Source organism: Paenarthrobacter sp. TE4293 (assembly GCF_050435325.1).
In the GTDB taxonomy this organism is placed as follows: Bacteria; Actinomycetota; Actinomycetes; order Actinomycetales; family Micrococcaceae; genus Arthrobacter; species Arthrobacter nitroguajacolicus_C.
The window spans coordinates 185,976-207,335 of record NZ_JBNJRY010000001.1; the positions used below are offsets into that span (position 1 = coordinate 185,976).

A 21,360-nucleotide genomic window follows, 5' to 3' on the forward strand; every position below is an offset into this window, starting at 1 on the left:
CACCCATTGGGTGCCGGCCTTTTGATCAGCTCAGTCGAACTGGAAAAACCTTAGAGTGCGTTGACCTTCTTGGAGATCGCCGACTTGCGGTTTGCAGCGTTGTTCTTGTGAATAACGCCCTTGCTGACAGCCTTGTCCAGCTTGCGGCTGGCAGCAACAAGTGCAGTTCCAGCAGCATCCTTGTCAGCAGACTCAACGGCGGTGTTGACGGCGCGGATGGCCGTCTTCAGCTCGGACTTGACTGCGTTGTTGCGCAGGCGGGCCTTCTCGTTGGTGAGGATGCGCTTCTTCTGGGACTTGATATTAGCCACGTATGAACTCTCTTTTTAATGCGGAAATGGTCTAGAGGGTTTTCAGGTTGGCCATCGACTGAGCGGCGTGGGGATGCCTATGGCAGCCAACCATGAGTGGCCGTCGACCTGCACGGACACACAGCTATAAAGGATAGCAGAAAGTCCGGGCTCATAAAGAACTGTGCGCCTGGTTCGGCTATTGCCGTGCTTGGAGGGCCTGGGCTACTTCCCGGAACTGCGACTTTCCAAGGATTGCTCCTTCGCGCCGGATCGCACCTGGATCGAGCCGGATAACCCGCCCCACGTTGACCTCGCTGGGCCTGCCTTGCCGATCCCAGGAGCCGGTTCCTATATCAACGTAGTCGTCCGCGCGTGCACCATTGTCGTGGTCCTTGGAGGTCAGCATGAGGCCCAAGAGCCATTCGCGGTCCCGACCCACCAGGAGCACAGGCCGGTCCTTGCCTTGCGTGTGGTCCTCTTCGTAGGGGACCCAGCTCCAGACAATCTCGCCAGGGTCCGGTTCACCGTCAGGCTTCGGGGAGTAGTTGACCTTGACGGAACCGCGGAAGTCGCCTGGATAGGGACCTGGTTGACCTGCGACGTCGGGCCGCCGGGTCTGCGTCCTGAGGGCACCTGGCGGAGTGGCTGCTTTGGTGCTGTTGCCCCCGAGGGCTTTAAGGGATCGAAGGATGAGTTTGCCAAGAGGGCGCAAGTCGAAAGCCATGGGATAACGCTACAACCGCCTGGATCGTATGCCCGGGCAGGCAATGTACGGCGAAGCGCCGGTTCATGGGAGACTAGAGGATCAGATGCGCGGCGTGTTCCGGCTGGCTTATGCCCAGTTCCAGAAAATGCCGTGTGAGTGTCGACAGTAAGGATCCTGCGTGTCTCCCATGGCCCGCACCGCACCGGTGCCCGCCGCTACAGATCCGGCCATCATCCGGAACTTCTGCATCATTGCCCACATTGACCACGGTAAGTCCACCTTGGCCGACCGCATGCTGCAGTACACCGGCGTCGTTAAGCAACGCGACATGAAGGCCCAGTATCTGGACCGCATGGATATCGAACGTGAGCGCGGCATCACCATCAAGTCCCAGGCGGTTCGCATGCCGTGGGAACTCGATGGCAACAGCTACGCGCTGAACATGATCGATACTCCCGGCCACGTTGACTTCACCTACGAGGTCTCCCGCTCGCTGGCTGCCTGTGAAGGCGCAGTGCTGCTGGTGGATGCAGCCCAGGGCATTGAGGCCCAGACACTCGCCAACCTGTACTTGGCGATGGAAAACAACCTCACCATCATTCCTGTGCTGAACAAGATCGATCTCCCGGCCGCCCAGCCCGAGAAATACGCGGCCGAGCTTGCCAACCTGATTGGTGGCGACCCCGAGGACGTCCTCAAGGTTTCCGGGAAGACCGGTGTCGGCGTGGAGGCGTTGCTGGATAAGATCGTCCGCGACCTCCCTGCCCCCGTAGGCGATCCCGATGCTCCGGCCCGCGCCATGATTTTCGACTCTGTCTATGACACCTACCGCGGCGTGGTCACCTACGTCCGCGTGGTGGACGGCATGCTCCACCCGCGCGAACGCATCCAAATGATGTCCACCAGGGCAACGCACGAGCTCCTGGAGATTGGTGTCAGCTCTCCAGAGCCCACGCCGTCCAAGGGCTTGGGCGTTGGCGAGGTGGGCTACCTGATCACCGGGGTGAAGGACGTCCGCCAATCCAAGGTCGGCGATACAGTCACCAACCTGGCCAAGCCGGCATCGGAGTCGCTCAGCGGCTACGCCGACGCCAAGCCGATGGTGTTCTCAGGCCTTTACCCGCTGGACGGCACGGACTACCCGGTTCTCCGCGATGCTCTCGAGAAGCTGATGCTTAACGACGCCGCACTGGTTTACGAACCCGAGACGTCTGCGGCACTGGGCTTCGGTTTCCGCGTTGGATTCCTTGGTTTGCTTCACCTTGAGATCACGCGTGAGCGCTTGGAGCGGGAGTACAACCTGGACCTCATCTCCACCGCTCCCAACGTGGAGTATGAGGTGACCCTTGAGGACAAGAAGGTCATCCACGTCACCAACCCCAGCGAGTACCCCACGGGCAAGATCTCAGAGGTCCGCGAGCCGATGGTATCTGCAACCATCCTGGCGCCCAACGAGTTTGTTGGGTCCATCATGGAACTCTGCCAGAGCCGCCGCGGCCAGATGCGCGGCATGGACTACCTGTCTGAAGACCGGGTGGAGCTCCGCTACTGGATTCCGCTGGCCGAAATCGTCTTCGACTTCTTCGATCTGCTGAAGTCCAAGACGCGTGGCTACGCCTCGCTGGACTGGAAGGCCGACGGCGAACAGGTCGCCGACCTGGTCAAGGTGGACATCCTCCTGCAGGGTGAACAAGTGGATGCTTTCAGCGCCATCACACACCGCGACAAGGCCTACGCCTACGGTGTGATGATGACCGGTAAGCTTCGCGAGCTTATTCCGAGGCAACAGTTCGAAGTGCCTATCCAGGCCGCCATCGGATCGCGCATTATTGCCCGCGAGAGCATCCGGGCCATCCGCAAGGACGTTCTTGCCAAGTGCTACGGCGGTGACATCACCCGTAAGCGCAAACTGCTTGAAAAGCAGAAGGAAGGCAAGAAGCGCATGAAGATGGTGGGTCGCGTGGAGGTGCCGCAGGAAGCATTCATTGCAGCCCTGACCACTGACGAGTCCAAGGACAAGGCCAAGAAGTAAATGCCAAGCGTCCTACCTTTGGGCGACCCGGCGCCTGCGGACGGAATACTTCCGCCGCAGGTGCTGGCCGGCGTCGAGCATCGCAAGTTCGGGCTCTACGTTCACATCCCGTTTTGCGCCGTTCGTTGCGGCTACTGCGATTTCAACACCTATACGGCCACGGAACTGGGTGGCGGTGCGTCGCAGGACGCCTATGCCTCAACCGCCATTTCCGAGCTGGATTTCGCGGGAGTGGCGCTTGACGCGTCCGGTGTGCCCCGGCGGCCCCTCAGCACGGTCTTCTTTGGCGGCGGTACTCCAACGCTCCTCCCAGCGGAGGACTTGGCACGGATCCTGCGGGCCGCCGTCAAGCAGTGGGGACTTGAACCCGGCGCCGAGGTGACCACCGAAGCCAATCCCGATTCCGTCACACCCCAGTCCCTGAAAGTGCTGGCAGACGCCGGCTTCACCAGGGTCTCGTTCGGCATGCAGTCGGCCGTGCCCCATGTTCTGAAAGTGCTGGACCGCACGCATACGCCAAGCCGCGTGCCACTCGTTGTGCAATGGGCGCGGGAAGCTGGACTCGCCGTCAGCCTGGATCTCATCTACGGAACGCCGGGGGAGTCCATGGCGGATTGGCGGTTGTCTTTGGAGACGGCACTTTCCTACGAACCTGACCACATCAGCGCCTACGCGCTGATCGTCGAAGATGGCACCAAGTTGGCTGCCCAGATCCGCCGCGGTGAAGTGCCTGGAATTGACGACGACGATCACGCCGCCAAATACGAAATGGCCGATAAAATGATCTCCGAAGCCGGTCTGAGCTGGTACGAGGTCAGCAACTGGTCCCGCACACCGGACCAAGCCTGCCGGCACAACCTGGCCTACTGGCGTGGTGATGACTGGTGGGGCATCGGCCCCGGAGCGCACTCCCACGTGGGAGGTGTCCGATGGTGGAACGTCAAACACCCCACTGCCTATGCAGGAAGGTTGGGCGCAGGAAGTTCGCCGGCGGCAGGCCGGGAAACCCTCGACGCCGAAACCCGGGAAGTGGAGCGCATCATGCTTGAAGCGCGGCTGGGTACCGGATTGTCGGTGGATGCCTTGGACGCGATTGGGCGTCATGCCATGGCCGGATTGATTGCCGACGAACTTGTGGATCCCGTGCAGGCCTTCAAGGGTCGTCTGATCCTGACGCTGAAGGGCCGCCTGCTGGCTGACGCCGTGGTGCGCAGGATCCTTCCCGACTAGCTACTTAATCCAGCGCAGGTTGAGCTTGTAGCGGTGCGGCTGGCCATGGTTGACCCGGATTCCGGCAGAGACGGAGAAGCACGTCAGTGCGACCCAGATGCCGGTGGCGATCACCGCGAAGATGTTGCCCACGACGGGCAGCAGAACCAAAATGTTCGCCAAAACTGCGGCGATGGTGGGAGGCAGGGTGAAGTTCAGCGCTTCCTTGGACTCCTGCGCCGTGAAAGGTCCGCGGTCACGGAAGATCAGGTAGATCAGGAGTGAAGGCAGGCACCCCAAAATGCCGCCGAAGTGCGCCAAAGTGGCCCACTGCCTGTCCTCGCTGGCGGTCAGTGGCAACGCATTTGCAGGCGCGCCATGGTACTGGGGCTGGCCTGCGGCGCTGCCCGGTTCTTCAGGAGCGTTCTCTGCCACTGTGTGTTCCCTTTGCTGTATAGATGCTGCGGTGTTGCTGTCCCAGAATACCGGCCCTGGCGGGCTTCCCGGGACAAACGCCACGATGACACGTGGTTGCTGTTGCTGTGGGGTGCAGCTCAGGGAACTGTGAGGAAATCAATGACTTCCTCCACCCGGCCCAGCAAGGAGGCCTCAAGATCGGCGTAACTGCGTACAGCGCCAAGGAGCCGCTGCCAGCCCAGGCCGATGTCCTCTGCGGTCTCGTGAGGCCATCCGAAGGCGCTCAAGATCCCGGTCTTCCAGTCGACGCCGCGGGGGACCGACGGCCAGGCCTCGATGCCCAGCACTTTGGGCCTGATGGCTTGCCAGACGTCGACATACGGGTGTCCAACAATCAGGACGTTGCCCGCGGCTCCGGGGACGGTCATGGCGTCAGCCGCGATGCGGGATTCTTTTGAGCCGGACACAAGATGGTCCACCAAAATGCCGAGGCGCCGGCCAGGACCGGGATTGAAGGCCAGTATTGCCGACTTGAGGTCATCGACGCCGTGCAAGGGCTCCACGACAATACCTTCGACGCGGAGATCGTCGCCCCAGACCTTCTCGACGAGTTCGGCGTCGTGCTTTCCTTCCACCCAGATCCGGCTGGCCTTGGCCACTTGGGCGCGTTGCCCTTGGACCTTCACCGATCCAGATGCTGTTCGCCTCGGCTGAACGGCCGACGTTGACTGCCGCGGCGCCGGAGGCATCAAGCGGATGGGCTGCCCCTCAAGCAGGAAGCCGAAGCCGAGCTGGAACGACTTCGTTTTTCCCCGCCTGTCTTCCAAGGACACGATGTGCATGCCGCCGGTTTTTTCAACCCGGGTAACTTCGCCCACCCAGCCCGATTGGACGTCCTCGAGCACCATGCCGCGCTGGACGGCGACCTCGGGCAGTTGCCGTTTGGCAGGAGCTGACAGATCCTGCGGACCCCACTGATCGAAAGCCAAGGAATTCCTATCTTTTGGTGCTGGGTTTGGGCCGTGAACGAAGTGCGTGGCTTGACAGGTGGCCGCATCCCGCGCCTGATGTTCGCTGCGGGCTGTTTCAATGCTAGCAACGGGGTGGCTCATACTAGACTGGTTAGCACTTGGGCATGTTGAGTGCTAAGTGCGGTGATCCGGAGGGATCCCGCGGTGACCCGGTCGCAGTGACCATGGCAGTCGTCAGGAGGTGGAGCAATGAGTGAGCCACGCAAGCTGGAAGTGCTGCGTGCCATCGTTGAAGACTACGTGCATTCACGGGAGCCCGTTGGATCGAAGGCCCTTGTTGAGCGGCACCACCTTGGTGTTTCGAGTGCCACCATCCGTAACGACATGGCTGTGCTGGAAGAAGAAGGCCTCATCGCCGCGCCCCACACCAGTGCCGGCCGTATTCCGACGGACAAGGGCTACCGCCTGTTCGTGGACCGCATCTCCCAGGTCAAGCCGCTCTCAGCTGCCGAGCGCAGGGCCATCCACTCGCTGCTTGAAGGCCCTGACGACGTCGATGACATCCTCGAGCGCACCGTACGGCTCCTGTCGCAGCTGACCAACCAGGTCGCCGTCGTGCAGTATCCGCACTCGAATCGCGCCCTGGTACGCCACGTGGAGTTCGTCCAGTTGGCCCCCAAGCAGGTTTTGGTGGTGCTGATTGCCGACACCGGCAGCGTCGGCCAGAAAGTCATCGAAACCGGCTCGGACGTCGGCAACGAGGCCCTGATGCTGTTGAGGTCCCGGTTCCTGGGCAGCATCGCAGGGACGCAACTGGCCCTGTTGCCTCAAGTGCTTCCCTCGGTGGTTGCCCTGTGCCCGCCGGAGCTGCGCAACGTGGCCCAAACCTTGGCCAATGGGCTCCAGGCCCTGAGTGATACCAGCCGTGAAGAGCGCATCCTGATGGCCGGCACGGCCAATCTCGCCAGGTCCAACGTGGACTTCCCCTTGAGCATTGGCCCGGTGCTGGAAGCCCTCGAGGAACAAGTTGTCATGCTCCGGTTGTTGTCCGACATGGGGGACGACCCCCGCGGTGTCACCGTAAGTATTGGCCGCGAGAATCCCTACGACGGTTTGGCCGAAGCTTCGGTGGTGGCCACCGGTTACGGCTCAGGCGCCAAGGTGGGGATCCTCGGACCAACCCGCATGGACTATCCCACCACCATGGCCGCAGTCCGGGCCGTGGCCCGTTACCTTTCACGCATTCTCGGCGGCTGAACGCCGGCCCGAGGAAACATCCGCAGTACAACAAGGAAGAGATACCGACTTTGAGCAGCCACTATGACGTTTTGGGAGTCTCGCCGGAAGCCACCGGGGAAGAGATCAAAAAGGCGTACCGCAAGTTGGCGCGGAAACTCCACCCGGACGTAAACCCGGGTGAGGATGTCGCGGAGCAGTTCAAGGCCGTGACCCATGCTTATGAGGTCCTGTCCGACCCCCAGAAGCGCCGCGTCTACGACGCCACCGGCAACGAAAACGGAACCGACAACGGCTACGGCGGCGGATATTCCGGCCAGGGATTTGCCTTCCAGGACATCTTTGACACGTTCTTTGGTGGTGGGGGCGGCCACGGCGGTCCCGCGTCCCGCGTTCGTCGTGGACAGGATGCCCTCATCAGCGTCCGCATAGACCTTAAGGACGCTGTTTTCGGTGTCAACAAAAAGCTGGAAGTTGATACGGCAGTCACGTGCCCCACCTGTGACGGCAGTTGCTGCCGCCCGGGCACGCAGCCGGAGCGTTGCGATATTTGTGGTGGCAGCGGCCAGGTCCAGCGGGCTGTTCGATCCATCCTGGGCCAGGTCATGACCACCGCTCCTTGCGGTTCCTGTGAGGGTTTCGGCACCGTTATCAAGGACCCCTGCAACGAGTGCAATGGACAGGGCCGCATCCGCAGCCGCCGTTCCCTCACCATCAAGGTTCCTGCCGGCGTCGCCACCGGTACACGTATCCAGTTGTCCGGCCAAGGTGAAGCAGGACCCGCTGGTGGCCCCTCCGGTGATCTCTACGTGGAGATCCGGGTCAACAATGATTCCATGTTCATGCGCGAAGGTGACGACCTCCACGCGACCCTCAGCGTGCCCATGACGGCCGCGGCGTTGGGCACGGAGCTGCAGTTGGAAACCTTCGACGGCGCCCAGGACATTGATGTAAAAGCCGGTACCCAGTCCGGCGAAGTCATCACCCTCCGCGGCTTGGGTGTCACCCACCTCCGTGGCTACGGTCGTGGCGACCTCAAGGTGCACCTGCACGTTGAAACGCCGACCAAGCTGGACCCCGCCCAGGAAGAGTTGCTGCAACAGCTCGCCAAACTACGCGGGGAGCAGTTCACCGAGGGCAAGCTCGTGGCCAGTGGTGGCATGTTCGCCAAGCTGCGGGACAAGCTCGGTAACCTGTAGCGGTGAGCAACCCCGTATTCTTCACACCGGCCGGCAGCCTTAATCAGATCAGTCCAGGCGGTACCTTTGTGCTGGAGGGGCCCGAGGCCCGGCATGCCGTTACCGTCAAGCGCATTGCGGTAGGAGAGTCAGTTGATATCGCTGATGGCTCCGGCGCGCGGCTGACGGGCACGGTCGCCGAGGCCGGGCCTGGCACGCTGACGGTGACGGCATCCAACGTGGTGTTCGAGGACCAACCCGACGTCCGTTTGGTGCTTGTCCAGGCTTTGGCCAAAGGTGACCGCGACGAACTTGCCATCGAGACTGCCACGGAACTTGGCATCGACGCGGTGCTTCCGTGGCAGTCTGAGCGTTCGATCGTGCGCTGGAAAGGCGACCGCGCCCTCAAAGCCCATGCGAAGTGGGAGTCCGTGGTAACCGCTGCGGCCAAGCAAGCCCGGCGGGCGTGGATTCCTGACGTTCGGTCGATGGTGGACACCGGGACCTTGGCGAAAGCCGTTGCCGACGTCGACCTGGCGATCATCCTTCATGAGGATGCCAAGAACCCTTTGCGGGCAGTCTTGGAGGATTTTGGGGCGTCGAAAGGCGGGGCTCCCCGGGAGGTCTTGCTGATCGTAGGTCCGGAGGGTGGCATTTCTCCCCGTGAAGTCACCCGGCTCAGTGACGCCGGCGCAGTGACGGCACTGCTGGGACATCACGTCCTGCGGTCCTCGACGGCGGGACCTGCCGCCGTCGTGCTCGCCAGCGACATCCTGGGCCGCTGGTAGCCGGCCGCCTGGCAAAACCGGCCAACCCTTGCGGTCTATCCAACCTTGAGAACTACCCGACCTTGAACAGGCGGGTATCGGTGCTCGTTGCGATGGTGTTTCCGGCTTCATCCACCTGCGATACACGCAGTTCGTATTGACCGGACTTCAAGGTGGCACCGAAGGTGAACACGCCGTACTGTCCGGGCTCGCCGGTGGGTTGTGTTTGGCCCGTGAGGAGGCTCGTCCTCTCGCCCTTGCCGTTGTCCTGCAGGATTTGCCAGGCAATGGGCTTCGAGCTGTCAGTACTGCGCCCGTTGACCTTGACCAACCCGGTAGACACGGTGGTGTCTTCCTGGGGATCGATAATCCACACCGGCGCGACCAAGGACGCGTCACGGGCCATGGGCTCTCCCAGTTGTATCTGCCCGAAGGCCATGTAGTCCTTGTGACCATCGACGAGGATTACCACTTGGATTTGCTGGCCGGAGTTAATGAGGCCTGAGGACGAGGCTGCGGCTGTCGCCGTGTAGACCAGCTGCTGAATGGCACGCTGTGCCATGCCGGCATCAAGGTTCGAATTGAAGGCATCGCGGGAAACATCGACGGTGATGACGTTCTTGCCCGAAATGGACGTGGCGAGGCTGGCCGGTTCCTGCCACGGGGTGAAGAAGTCGTGATCCAAGGGCTTCTCCGCCATCATGATCCGCAGTGCGGTGGTGACAGGGTTTCCGTCGCCGGAGATGTCCCTGAACTCGCGGTAGAGGTACACCTCCTCCTTGCTCCGGCCAATCCAATAAACGGGAATTTTGGTGGAGGCCTGCGTTGTCTCCAGGGGGGCGTTGCTCGCAGGGGCTTCCTGGACGGTCAACGACGGCGGACCCGGGCTCGCCTCGGTGCCCCCGCCATTGGCGATGCAACCAGTCAGGAGGAGGACAGCGAGCATCGCGGGCACGGCAATGGCGGACCTGGTCCGCTTCTTCGCGCCATGAGCGTAGCTGGCTGATGTCCTGATGGGTTTCCTGTCCTGCCTTGCAAGTAAATCGCAGCCGTTGGGGTGGCTGGGTGCGGGGTTGCGTTCCACCCGCTATGCCAGCTTGGCACATCGTCGACGGCGGTCGGTCGGGATTCCGGGGACCGGCACCAACTGAAACATGATTGATACCGGCTCGATGCCGAGTTGAGACAAAATCGGGCCGTCGCTCCGGAGATGGGAATGAGGTGGCCCGCTGAGGTTCATCGGCGGCCCGGCTGGCGTAGGATTGGAGACATTCCGGCATCGGGGCGGGCACTGAAAGCCCACCGCAAATGTCGAATCGATAGCGTTATGCGACTAACTGGAGGAGAACAGGCCTGGCGGCCAGCACTATGAGTGAATCTTTGAACGGGCGGCTCAGGACCGGAAACGGCAACCAGCCGCCCAACGAGTTCCCGCACACCTTACCGGGCACGCGCACGGAAGTTGTCACGTTCGATAACTCCGACCAGATGGTTCACTCGCTGGGCAGCCACGACGAAGCCCTGCGGTTCATCGAGGAACAGTTCCAGGACGTCAATTTTCACGTCCGTGGCAACGAGCTTTCCATGACCGGCCCCTCAACCGTCATACCGCGCATCATGAGGCTTCTTGAAGAAGTCCGTGGGCTGGTGGCCAAAGGGACTGTGGTGACCCCGGATATCCTCCAGCAACTCGTGTCCCTCTTGAGGACCCAGTCAGTACAGAACCCTGCCGACGTGCTGACGCACAACATCCTGTCCAGCAGGGGCAAGACCATCCGGCCCAAAACACTGAACCAGAAGAACTACGTGGATGCCATTGACGCAAACACCGTGATCTTCGGTATTGGCCCAGCCGGCACGGGAAAGACCTACCTTGCCATGGCCAAGGCGGTCCAGGCCCTGCAGATGAAGGAAGTCAGCAGGATCATCCTGACGCGGCCTGCTGTCGAGGCAGGGGAGCGGCTGGGGTTCCTGCCCGGTACGTTGAGCGACAAAATCGATCCGTACCTCCGCCCCCTTTATGATGCGCTGCACGACATGATGGATCCGGAATCCATCCCGAGATTGATGGCAGCAGGCACCATTGAGGTAGCACCTCTGGCGTACATGCGCGGGCGCACGCTCAATGATGCTTTCATCATTCTTGACGAAGCGCAGAACACTACGCCGGAACAAATGAAAATGTTCCTCACCCGCCTCGGTTTCGGTTCGAAGATGGTGGTCACCGGCGATGTCACCCAGATCGACCTTCCCATGGGCGCGACATCCGGCCTGCGGATCGTCCGTGAAATCCTGACCGGCATTGATGACGTCAATTTCTCCATTCTGGAGGCGGCTGACGTGGTACGGCATCGTCTCGTAGCCGACATCGTATCCGCCTACAGCACGTGGGATGACGCTCATCGCACGGACGCCGCAGGCACAACTTACAAGCGTGGAGAACGTAAATGAGCATTGAAGTCAACAACGAGTCCGGTGTAGCGGTGGACGAAGCCCAACTGGTGACGTTGTCCCGCTTCATCTTTGAACGGCTCTTCATCCACCCGCAGGCCGAACTGTCGATTCTCCTGGTGGATGAACCCGCCATGGAAAAGCTGCACATCGAACTCATGGACGAACCCGGCGCCACCGACGTCCTGTCCGTGCCCATGGATGAACTGACGCCGGGCACCCCGGATAAGCCCACTCCGCAGGGGATGCTGGGAGACATAGCCATCTGCCCGCAGGTTGCGGAGGTCCAGGCCCGCAATGCCGGACACGCAACCCAGGATGAGATGTTGCTCCTGACAACCCACGGCATCCTGCACCTCCTCGGTTTCGACCATGCCGAACCTGAGGAAAAAGAGGAAATGTTTGGCTTGCAGCGCGAACTGCTGTCTGAATTCCTGGGCAAGGATGCCCCCATGGAGACCATGCAGTGACCTGGATCATCCTGGTTGGCATGGCGCTGGTTTTCCTCAGTTTTGTCGCTTTGCTGACCGCCGCCGAGGCCGCCTTCAACTTTCTTCCCCGGCATGAAGCCGAGCAATCAATTGGCCGCAACAAGGGCAAGGCCTTGAGTGGCATCCTCGAAGCACCCATCGCCCACATGCGCGCCCTGCGCTTCTGGCGCGTGTGGTTTGAGATGGCCTCTGCAGTCGCCGTGGCAGTGGTGCTGCACAGTCTGCTCGACAACGTCTGGCTCGCCGGCCTTGCGGCGACCGGAATCATGGCAGTCATCGGTTTCGTCCTGGTGGGAGTTTCGCCGAGGCAATTGGGCCGGGCGCATTCCGGACCCGTCGTCCGCTTCACCGCCCCGCTGATTCGCTTTCTCTGTTGGATCCTTGGTCCCATTCCCGGCTGGCTCGTGGCGCTTGGCCAGGCAGTGGCCCCGGGTGCCCCGAGCGGTGACGACGCGTTCGTCAGTGAAGAAGAGTTCCGCGAATTCGTGGACCGCGCCGCGGAATCGGACATGATCGAGGACAACGAGGCTGAACTCATCCACTCGGTCTTCGACTTCGGCGACACCTTGGTGCGCTCAGTCATGGTTCCCCGCACGGACATCGTCTCCATCGGTACTGGCTCCGACTTGGAAACGGCCATGGGGCTGTTTCTGCGTTCGGGCTATTCGCGGATCCCGGTCATCGGCGACAACACGGACCAGATCCGCGGAATTCTCTATCTGAAGGACGTTGCGGCGGCCATGCACCGCGGCGAACCCGGCCTGCAGCCACACGATGTTGACTCGCTGGCCAGGGAAGTCCGCTATGTCCCCGAATCGAAGCTGGTGAGCGACCTTCTGAGGGAACTGCAGCAGGAATCAACCCATGTAGCGATCGTCATCGATGAGTACGGGGGAACAGCTGGGTTGGTGACTCTGGAAGACCTCATCGAGGAGATCGTGGGGGAAATCGTCGATGAATACGACGCCGCCGCCGAAGAGGCCGTGGACCTCGGCGACGGCACGTTCCGTGTCAGTGCCCGCATGAGCATTGATGACCTCGGCGAACTGTTCGATATCGACCTTGACGACGACGAGGTCGACACCGTTGGTGGTCTGCTCGCCAAGGCCCTCGGCCAGGTTCCGATTGTTGGAAGCTCGGTGGAGGTGCATGGAATATCACTCAGGGCGGATAGGCTTGAGGGTCGCCGAAACAGGGTCAGCCATATTATTGCGGCAGCCATGCCAAAGGAAGACACTGACTTTGAAGACCTACTCGATGACGCCGACTCAACCCAACAGGGAGTTCCACGTGAGCAAGCAAAATAAGAAATTCGATGCCGATGACGATTTCGGCGGCTTCCACGCAGGCTTCTCGGTGCTGGTAGGCCGGCCCAATGCCGGTAAGTCGACGTTGACCAACGCCTTGGTTGGCCAGAAAGTGGCCATCACCTCGGCCAAGCCGCAGACCACGCGCCACACCATCCGGGGGATTGTGCATCGCGAGGATGCGCAGCTGATCCTGGTGGACACCCCGGGACTGCACAGGCCGCGCACGTTGCTGGGTAAGCGACTCAATGAACTCGTCGCCGATACCCTGGCTGAAGTGGACGCCATCGGATTCTGCCTTCCGGCGAACGAGAAGATCGGACCGGGCGACAAGTACATTGCTGCGCAGCTGGCTGCCGTGGGCAGGAAGCCGATCGTGGCCCTGGTGACCAAAACGGACCTGGTGGACCGCCAGGCGCTAACCGAGCAGCTGCTCGCCGTCGCTGCTTTGGGACGCGAGGTCCTGGGCGAAGAGGGCTGGGCGGACATTGTTCCGGTTTCCGCGGCCGATGGGTTCCAGGTTTCCACCGTGGCTGACGTATTGATCAGCCACATGCCGTCATCGCCGCCGCTGTACCCCGACGGTGAACTCACTGATGAGCCCGAAGCTGTGATGATTGCCGAGCTTATCCGTGAGGCTGCCTTGGAGGGTGTCCGGGACGAACTGCCCCACTCGCTGGCAGTGGTGGTGGAGGAAATCGTCCCCCGCGAAGGTCGAACCGAGGAGAACCCACTCCTGGATGTCCGGGTCAATCTCTACGTGGAACGTCCCTCGCAGAAAGCCATCATTATCGGCAAGGGCGGAAGCCGGCTGCGTGAAGTCGGAACCAACGCCCGTAAGGGCATCGAGACTCTCTTGGGCACCCGAATCTACCTTGACCTCCACGTCAAGGTGGCCAAGGATTGGCAGCGGGATCCCAAACAATTGGTCAAACTCGGCTTCTAGCGGGCGACACACGTCCGGGCGTTGTTCGCGTCCGATAAGGAACTTCCCAGAATCGGCAACTATGATGGCGGGAATCCACGTGTTTGAGGAAAGGTAAACCGAATAGTGCGACGTCGTGACGCCCGCCCGCAGGGCACCGGCACCGCTGGCCCCGTTGCGGGACGCCATGGAGAGGATGCCGAAGGCACTCCCCGCCACATGAAGGAACGCAAGGGACTTCCGCTATGGCTGAAGATCGTAACCGGCGTGGTCTCCGTTGCCTTGGTTGCAGGCGTTGCTTTCGCCGCCTTTTGGTTCATTCGGTTGCAGAGCAACATCACCAAGGCTCCGCTGAGTGCTGGTGAAACCCGTGATTCCGGCGAAGCGCTGGCCAATGACAAGTCTGACCGCCTGCAAATCCTTATCCTTGGATCAGACACGCGTGATGGAAAAAACTCCGAGTACGGAAGCACGGAAGACTCCACCGGCTACGGTCATTCCGACGTCATGATGCTGCTGGACATCTCCGCTGACAACAAGCGCGTCAGTGTGATGAGTTTTCCGCGTGACCTGTTGGTGGATGTGCCCCAATGCACTGACCACACCAACAACCAGACGTTCCCGGCCCGCAGCGGCGTGATGATCAATGAGGCCATGGCGGAGGCCGGTATTGGCTGCGCTGTGGACACCATCAACAAATTGACCGGACTGGAAATCGACCACTTCATGATGGCGGATTTCAATGCCGTCAAGGAGCTGTCCCACGCAATTGGTGGCGTCAATGTCTGTGTCAGCGATCCGGTCTTTGACCCGGATTCCCGTCTTCGGCTGCCCAAGGGTGATTCCCTGGTGGAAGGTGAACAGGCCTTGGCTTTCCTTCGCACCCGCCACGCTTTTGGCGATGGCGGAGACCTCGGCCGCATCAAGGGACAACAAGCCTTCCTTTCGTCCCTGACGAGGAAGCTCAAAGACGAAGGAACCTTGGGCAACCCACAGAGGCTCCTCCAGATCGCAGATGTCGTGACGCAGAACCTCACCGTCGATGAAGGGCTGGCGTCCGTGCCGTCATTGTTGACCATTGGTGGGCGCTTGAAGGACATCGACGTTTCCAAGGTCGCATTCGTAGCTGTGCCAACCCAGGCAGCAGCAGTTGATCCGAACAGGCTTGAGCTCATAGAGCCCCAGGCTTCTCAACTTTTCGCCGCTCTGCGCGCCGACCTTGACCTGACAACCCCGGGTGCAACCTCCTCGCCTTCTGCCACCGAAAGTCCGGCACCACAGCCTACGGCCACAACGCCCGCGGCCCCTGCTTACGACAAGGCACTCCAGCCGGTGGCCGTCGCCAATGGCAGCGGATCAGCCGCCCGGGCCCAAGAGGTCCTGTCCGTGCTGACGGGCAACGGATTCACCCAGGCCGTCTCCTACCTGGCGAACCCTGTTGACCAGACCGTGATTTACTACGGTGCCGGTTTTGCCGACGTCGCTGCTGACGTGGCCACCCTTTACGGCATCCCTGCGGCGCAAGTTCAGCAGGCTCCCGGGGTAGCGGGAGTCCAACTCTATGTTGGGACGGATTTCGCAAGCGGAACCGCCTACGGAGCAACGTCGGTGCCATCCGATGTCGTGAACCAGACAGCCAGTGAGGCTGTCTGCCAGCAAGTGAATCCGTTGTATATCGACCAGTAGCGGTGGCCGCGTCGCTCGTGCAAAGAAAGGCCGGGCCAGTTCATGAAGAACTGGTCCGGCCTTTTGCTTGCTGTATTACCAGATGCTGACGCGGTCTCCGGATTCCATCCACATGCCATCCGCAGCACTGACATCGAACGCCTCATGGAACGCATCGAGATTGCGGGCAATGGCGTTGGTACGGAACTCGTTGGGGGAGTGTGGGTCAGTAGCCAACCGTCGGATCGCTTCTTCGGTGCGGATCACTTGGCGCCAGCCCGCTGCCCATGACATGAAGAAGCGTTGTTGACCGGTAAATCCGTCGATGACCTCCGGCTCGGAGCCGCCCAGGCTGAGGAGGTAGGCCTTGTAGGCAATGGTCAGGCCGCCGAGATCGCCGATGTTCTCGCCCAAAGTCAGCTTGCCGTTGACTTTGTGGTCCGGCGCGGCATAGGGGGAGAGGGCGTCGTACTGGGCCACCAGCTTTGCCGTGAGGGCTTCGAACGCAGCCCTGTCCTCTTCGGTCCACCAGTTGCGCAATGCGCCGCTGCCATCGAACTGGGATCCCTGGTCGTCAAACCCGTGACCAATTTCGTGTCCAATGACGGCTCCGATTCCGCCGTAATTCACGGCATCGTCGGCGTCCGCGTTGAAGAATGGAGGCTGGAGGATTGCGGCCGGGAAGACGATCTCATTCAGCATGGGGTGGTAGTAGGCGTTGACCGTTTGGGGTGTCATGAGCCATTTGTTGAGGTCAACGGGTTTGCCGATCTCGTCCAGGTGCCGGTCGACATCGGCGTCGTGCGCGCGTTCGACATTGCCCAGTAGATCCGTCGGGTCGATCTTCACGGCGGAGTAGTCGATCCATTGTTCCGGGAAGCCAATCTTCGGGCGGAAAGCTTCCAGCTTCTTGAGCGCTTCCTTCTTTGTTTCCTCGCCCATCCATTCCAAGGAAGAGATGCTGTCGCGGTAGGCCTCGATCAGGTTGGCGACGAGCGTTTCCATCCTTGCTTTGTGCCCGGCAGGGAAATGGCGCTCCACATAGATCTGCCCCACGGCTTCGCCCAGTGCGGCTTCGACGACGGCCACGCCCCGCTTCCAACGCTCCTTGTTTTGGGGCGTGCCGCTGAGCTTGGTGCCGTAGAAGTCGAAGTTGGTGTCCACGAACTCGGACGAAAGGTACGGCGCGGCGGAGCTGAGTGTCCGAAGCGTCAGCCACTCCTTCCACGTTTCCAAGGGTTCAGAGTTCAACAAGCCAGCTGCGCCGGCGAAGAAGTCCGGGGTCCTGACAACAATTTCGGTCCGTTTTGCTGCGTCTACCCGGGCGGCCTGGAACCACGTGTCCAGCAGGGGAAACAGTGCAGTTGCTTCATCGGCAGTCTTGAGGTTGTACGTCTTCTGCGGGTCACGCAGTGTGACGTTGTCCCAGTGGTGTGAGGCAAGGGCAGTTTCCAGGGCGACGATACGCTGCGATGCTCCTTGCGGATCGGGGATGCCTGCAAGGGTGAACAACTTGGCGATGTACTCGCCGTAGGCTGCCACGATCCCGGCGAACTTCTCTTCCCGATAGTAGGACTCGTCCGGCAACCCCAGTCCTCCTTGCCCGATGTACAGGAGGATGCGCTCCGGATTTCCGGCGTCGGGAGCCGGGTAGATGGAGAAGAGTCCCGAGACGTCGGACCGGAACAGGCGGCCGATCAAGGCAGCGAGGTCCTGGACGGATTCCACAGCGCGGACTTCATCAAGTCGGCCGCGGACTGGGTCGAGTCCTTTCGCCTCTGCCGAGGCCTCATCCATGAAGCTCGCGTAGAGCCCTCCAACCTGCTGCTCGACGCCGGTGGCCGCCTCTCCCTTGCCGGCGGCTTCCTCGATAATCGCCTTGACGGCCAGTTCGGCGCCATCCCGCAATGCGGTGAAGGTTCCCTCCAAAGGCCTGTCGTCCGGAATCGTTGTGCTGTTGAGCCACGCGCCGTTGACGTGTTGGTAGAGGTCGTCCTGGGGCCGGACGCTGTGATCGATGTTCGAAAGAGTGATGCCCGACTGTGGCACTGTGGCTCCTTGTGTGGACGCTGCAGCCGGCGTTCCCACCGTCGCTGCGTCTGCATAGTGGACGTTGCATGAGGTGTTGCACTGTCATCATACGCATCGTGTTAGGGTGAATTCGTGCGTACGGCGATGCTTCTTCTTAGCTGCCGCGGCGAGGCCTGAAAGCTATCTGAAGCTGGGCCATCCTCGCCGCGGAGTTCCGTTGTGTCCGGCTAAGCTTTCATTTAGTTCTTAGAGAAAAGGCCACACGTCATGCGTAATGCACAAAAGCCCTCCGGTATGCCGATTCACCGCTACCTGCCGTTTCAGGACCAAATCACCGTCGAGGTTCCTGACCGCACATGGCCGGACAAAGTCATCACCAAGGCGCCGCGCTGGTGCGCCGTCGACCTGCGCGATGGCAACCAGGCGCTGATCGACCCCATGAGCCCGGCCCGCAAGCTGAAGATGTTCCAGCTGCTCGTCAAGATGGGCTACAAGGAAATTGAGGTCGGCTTCCCCTCGGCATCGCAGACCGACTTCGACTTCGTACGCCAGCTCATCGAGGGCGGGCATATCCCGGATGACGTCACCATCCAGGTCCTGACCCAGGCGCGGGAACACCTGATCGAAAGAACCTATGAGTCACTGGTGGGCGCCAAGCAGGCTATCGTCCACTTGTACAACTCCACGTCTGTACTGCAGCGCCGCGTTGTGTTCAACCAGGACGAGGACGGCATTCTGGACATCGCCCTGCAGGGTGCCCGACTGTGCAAGAAGTACGAAGAAACCCTCGAAGACACACACATCACCTACGAATACTCGCCGGAGTCCTTCACTGGAACCGAGCTGGAATACGCTGCCCGGGTCTGCAACGCCATTGCCGACGTCTTCGAGGCCTCGGCGGACAAGCAGGTCATCATCAACCTGCCGGCAACCGTGGAAATGGCCACCCCCAATGTTTATGCCGACTCGATTGAGTGGATGCACCGAAACCTGCACCCCCGTGAGGGCATCATCATTTCCCTGCACCCGCACAATGACCGCGGAACAGGCGTGGCTGCCGCCGAGCTCGGCTACCTGGCCGGTGCCGATCGGATCGAAGGGTGCTTGTTCGGCAACGGTGAGCGCACCGGAAACGTGGACCTCGTTACCTTGGGGTTGAACATGTTCGTCCAGGGCGTCGACCCCATGATTGACTTCTCCGACATTGACGAAGTCCGGCGCACCGTTGAGTACTGCAACCAGCTGCCTGTCCCGGAGCGTTCTCCGTACGGTGGTGACCTCGTCTTCACGGCGTTCTCAGGGTCGCACCAGGACGCTATCAAGAAGGGCTTTGAAGCGCTGGAGAAGGACGCTGCGGCGGCCGGTAAGCCGGTGGATGACTTCACCTGGCAGGTTCCGTACCTGCCGGTCGACCCGAAGGACCTCGGCCGCAGCTATGAAGCCGTGATCCGCGTTAACTCGCAATCGGGTAAGGGCGGTGTCGCCTACCTGCTGAAGAACGAGCACAACCTGGACCTGCCCCGGCGCGCCCAGATTGAATTCTCCGGAGTCATCCAGCGGCGCACGGATGCAGTGGGTGGCGAAGTCAGCGGTGCGCAGCTGTGGCAGGTCTTCCAGGACGAATACCTGCCGTCGGACGAAGAGCAAGCGCAATGGGGTCGCTACGCGTTGGGCAGTGTGAGCACCGAGACGGACGAATCCGGCGCCATGACCATGAACGCGAATTTGCGGATCGATGGCGTCGAGGTTCGACGGACCGGCCACGGCAACGGTCCCATTGCCGCGCTGTTGGACATCCTGCACCACGACGGCGTAGACGTCCGGGTTCTGGACTACAGCGAACACGCCCTGTCCGAGGGCGGCAGCGCCAGCGCGGCTGCCTATGTTGAATGTGCCGTTGGCGAACGCGTCCTGTGGGGGGTGGGTATCGACCCCAGCACCACCACGTCGTCCCTGAAGGCCTTGATTTCCGCCGTGAACCGGGCTGTGCGGGACGCCCGGGACTAAGGGGCCTGCCGTGTGGTGACGGGAAAAGCCGTCACCACACGGTGCTGCAGTCACCGCCCGGTCCAGTCATAGTGCGAAGATTAGTTGTGGCCAATCCGTCGTTTGCAGCACGGTCCTACAGGGACGATGCCGTGGTGCTCCGTACCCATAAGCTGGGCGAGGCCGATCGCATCATTACCCTGTTGACCAAACACCACGGCCAGGTTCGGGCTGTGGCCAAGGGAGTGCGCAGGACCAGCAGCCGCTTTGGAGCGCGACTGGAGCCGTTCATGGTCGCGGATCTGCAGCTGGTTTCGGGCCGCACGCTCGATATCGTCACCCAGGCCGTGGCCAAGGGTGCTTACGGTAGCAGTATCGCAGCGGACTACGGCAGGTTCACTGTGGCAGCGGCGATGACGGAAACCGCCGAGAAGCTCACGGATGCCGATACGGAGTCGGGGACTGCCCAATACAACCTGCTGGTTGGTGCGTTGGCCGCCTTGAGCCGTTCCGACCATCCACCCGAACTCATCCTGGACTCGTATCTGCTCCGGGCCTTGGCTACTGGCGGGTGGGCCCCGAGTTTCACCGATTGCGCCCGCTGTGGCCGCCCGGGTCCGCATACCGCCTTTGCCGCCCCGGTTGGCGGTATGGTGTGCAACGACTGCCGGCCGCCCGGTTCGCCTGCCCCGGCTGCGGAGACAGTGGTACTGCTCGGCGCACTGCTGACAGGCAACTGGGGAGTGGCTGATGTTTCCGACCCGCGGCATCGGCGGGAAGCCGCAGGTTTGGTGGCCAGTTATCTGCAATGGCATTTGGAACGGGCATTGAAATCACTCAAACACGTGGAGCGAAGCTGACAGTGGCACTTGGAAAGAAGAGTAAGCCGACGCCTGCCCGGACGGCGCCGGTCGTTGCCCCCTACGGCCACCCCTCCGGAGCCGTGCCGCCCAGTATTCCCCGTGAGCTGATTCCACAGCACGTGGCAATCGTGATGGACGGAAATGGACGCTGGGCCAACCAGCGGGGCCTTCCCCGCATAGAAGGGCACAAGGCCGGCGAGCCTGCCCTGCTTGACGTGATGGCCGGGGCCATAGAACTCGGCATCAAATACGTCAGCGTCTATGCCTTTTCAACGGAGAACTGGCGGCGGTCGCCCGAGGAAATCCGTTTCCTGATGGGTTTTAACAAGGATGTATTAAGAAGGCAGCGCAACCAGCTCGACGAATGGGGCGTCCGCATCCGCTGGGCAGGCCGGCGGCCGCGGCTGTGGGGTTCGGTGATCAAGGAACTGGAAGAGGCCGAGGACTACACGCGGGCCAACGACACGTGCACGTTAACCATGTGTGTTAATTACGGTGGGCGGGCAGAGATTGCTGACGCTGTATCGGCCATCGCCCATGACGTTGCTGCGGGGCGTTTGAAGCCTGGGTCGGTGTCTGAGAGGACGATCCAGAAGTACCTTGATGAGCCCGATCTTCCGGACGTCGATCTGTTCCTGCGGAGCTCGGGGGAGCAGCGGCTCTCGAACTTCCTGCTGTGGCAGTCCGCCTACGCAGAGTTCGTTTTCATGGACACCTTATGGCCGGACGTAGATCGGCGGACCTTGTGGGACGCCGTCGAGATTTACGCCCAACGCGACCGGCGCTACGGTGGTGCCGTGGACGCGGCTGCCGCCACCTAACACGCCCCTGC

At 61.4% G+C, this 21,360-nt stretch carries 19 protein-coding genes; 13 read left to right on the forward strand and 6 right to left on the reverse strand.

Annotated features, from left to right (window positions below):
• Positions 1–50: 50 nt before the first annotated feature.
• Both rpsT and QF015_RS00910 read right to left on the reverse strand, forming a co-directional pair.
• Positions 51–311 (reverse strand): 30S ribosomal protein S20, encoded by a 261-nt coding sequence (gene rpsT, locus QF015_RS00905; protein ID WP_011774926.1) that lies wholly within the window; start codon positions 309–311, stop codon positions 51–53.
• A gap of 178 nt (positions 312–489) precedes the next feature.
• Positions 490–1,017 carry a type II toxin-antitoxin system PemK/MazF family toxin gene (locus tag QF015_RS00910; protein WP_429386280.1) on the reverse strand — a complete coding sequence of 176 codons (528 nt, stop codon included), beginning with the start codon at positions 1,015–1,017 and terminating at the stop codon, positions 490–492.
• 160 nt (positions 1,018–1,177) lie between these two features.
• Here QF015_RS00910 and lepA point away from each other — a divergent pair, with 160 nt between their 5' ends.
• Both lepA and hemW read left to right on the forward strand, forming a co-directional pair.
• The gene (gene lepA, locus QF015_RS00915; protein WP_026540780.1) at positions 1,178–3,031 is read left to right on the forward strand and encodes a translation elongation factor 4; all 1,854 of its coding nucleotides are present in this window, start codon (positions 1,178–1,180) and stop codon (positions 3,029–3,031) included.
• On the forward strand, positions 3,032–4,261 hold the full coding sequence (hemW, locus tag QF015_RS00920; protein ID WP_429386283.1) for a radical SAM family heme chaperone HemW: 1,230 nt from the start codon (positions 3,032–3,034) through the stop codon (positions 4,259–4,261).
• On the opposite strand, the gene QF015_RS00925 is transcribed toward hemW, so the two are convergent.
• Together QF015_RS00925 and QF015_RS00930 are read right to left on the reverse strand one after the other, a co-directional pair.
• Positions 4,262–4,675, reverse strand: a complete 414-nt coding sequence (locus QF015_RS00925; RefSeq protein WP_159699313.1) for a DUF4870 domain-containing protein — start codon at positions 4,673–4,675, stop codon at positions 4,262–4,264. It abuts the gene before it with no gap.
• A 119-nt stretch (positions 4,676–4,794) separates the two neighbouring features.
• Positions 4,795–5,646, reverse strand: a complete 852-nt coding sequence (locus QF015_RS00930; RefSeq protein ID WP_429386287.1) for a DUF3097 domain-containing protein — start codon at positions 5,644–5,646, stop codon at positions 4,795–4,797.
• A 231-nt stretch (positions 5,647–5,877) separates the two neighbouring features.
• Here QF015_RS00930 and hrcA point away from each other — a divergent pair, with 231 nt between their 5' ends.
• The 3 genes from hrcA to QF015_RS00945 are packed head-to-tail and all read left to right on the forward strand — an operon-like array spanning position 5,878 to position 8,830.
• The gene (gene hrcA, locus QF015_RS00935; protein WP_310204541.1) at positions 5,878–6,885 is read left to right on the forward strand and encodes a heat-inducible transcriptional repressor HrcA; all 1,008 of its coding nucleotides are present in this window, start codon (positions 5,878–5,880) and stop codon (positions 6,883–6,885) included.
• A gap of 50 nt (positions 6,886–6,935) precedes the next feature.
• Positions 6,936–8,063, forward strand: a complete 1,128-nt coding sequence (gene dnaJ, locus QF015_RS00940; protein ID WP_310204547.1) for a molecular chaperone DnaJ — start codon at positions 6,936–6,938, stop codon at positions 8,061–8,063.
• Positions 8,064–8,065: 2 nt separating this feature from the next.
• Complete coding sequence (locus QF015_RS00945; RefSeq protein ID WP_310204551.1) at positions 8,066–8,830, forward strand: 16S rRNA (uracil(1498)-N(3))-methyltransferase; 765 nt, start codon at positions 8,066–8,068, stop codon at positions 8,828–8,830.
• Positions 8,831–8,882: 52 nt separating this feature from the next.
• Here QF015_RS00945 and QF015_RS00950 read toward each other — a convergent pair whose 3' ends face one another.
• Complete coding sequence (locus QF015_RS00950) at positions 8,883–9,755, reverse strand: GerMN domain-containing protein (protein ID WP_310205635.1); 873 nt, start codon at positions 9,753–9,755, stop codon at positions 8,883–8,885.
• Positions 9,756–10,177: 422 nt separating this feature from the next.
• Between QF015_RS00950 and QF015_RS00955 the strand changes: the two genes are divergently transcribed.
• The 5 genes from QF015_RS00955 to QF015_RS00975 all read left to right on the forward strand — a co-directional run bounded on the left by QF015_RS00955 (position 10,178) and on the right by QF015_RS00975 (position 15,669).
• A complete protein-coding gene (locus QF015_RS00955) occupies positions 10,178–11,260 on the forward strand; it encodes a PhoH family protein (protein ID WP_429386291.1) in 1,083 nt (360 codons plus the stop codon).
• Complete coding sequence (gene ybeY, locus QF015_RS00960) at positions 11,257–11,730, forward strand: rRNA maturation RNase YbeY (RefSeq protein ID WP_310204557.1); 474 nt, start codon at positions 11,257–11,259, stop codon at positions 11,728–11,730. Before QF015_RS00955 ends, ybeY begins: the two co-directional genes overlap by 4 nt.
• Positions 11,727–13,058: a hemolysin family protein gene (locus QF015_RS00965; protein ID WP_310204561.1), complete on the forward strand. Its 1,332-nt coding sequence runs from the start codon at positions 11,727–11,729 to the stop codon at positions 13,056–13,058. The genes ybeY and QF015_RS00965 overlap by 4 nt, the downstream gene beginning before the upstream one ends.
• Positions 13,009–14,004 carry a GTPase Era gene (gene era / locus QF015_RS00970; RefSeq protein ID WP_429386295.1) on the forward strand — a complete coding sequence of 332 codons (996 nt, stop codon included), beginning with the start codon at positions 13,009–13,011 and terminating at the stop codon, positions 14,002–14,004. The genes QF015_RS00965 and era overlap by 50 nt, the downstream gene beginning before the upstream one ends.
• Positions 14,005–14,109: 105 nt before the next feature.
• The gene (locus QF015_RS00975; protein WP_429386298.1) at positions 14,110–15,669 is read left to right on the forward strand and encodes an LCP family protein; all 1,560 of its coding nucleotides are present in this window, start codon (positions 14,110–14,112) and stop codon (positions 15,667–15,669) included.
• Between the two features lie 75 nt (positions 15,670–15,744).
• Here the strand turns inward: QF015_RS00975 and QF015_RS00980 are convergent, their stop codons facing one another.
• Positions 15,745–17,697 (reverse strand): M13 family metallopeptidase, encoded by a 1,953-nt coding sequence (locus QF015_RS00980; protein WP_429386301.1) that lies wholly within the window; start codon positions 17,695–17,697, stop codon positions 15,745–15,747.
• Positions 17,698–17,946: 249 nt separating this feature from the next.
• On the opposite strand from QF015_RS00980, the gene leuA reads away from it, so the two are divergent.
• From leuA to QF015_RS00995, 3 genes are all read left to right on the forward strand, one after another.
• Positions 17,947–19,686: a 2-isopropylmalate synthase gene (gene leuA, locus QF015_RS00985; protein ID WP_429386304.1), complete on the forward strand. Its 1,740-nt coding sequence runs from the start codon at positions 17,947–17,949 to the stop codon at positions 19,684–19,686.
• A gap of 86 nt (positions 19,687–19,772) precedes the next feature.
• Positions 19,773–20,525, forward strand: a complete 753-nt coding sequence (gene recO, locus QF015_RS00990) for a DNA repair protein RecO (protein WP_310204575.1) — start codon at positions 19,773–19,775, stop codon at positions 20,523–20,525.
• A gap of 2 nt (positions 20,526–20,527) precedes the next feature.
• Positions 20,528–21,349: an isoprenyl transferase gene (locus QF015_RS00995; protein WP_429386308.1), complete on the forward strand. Its 822-nt coding sequence runs from the start codon at positions 20,528–20,530 to the stop codon at positions 21,347–21,349.
• Positions 21,350–21,360 lie beyond the last annotated feature (11 nt).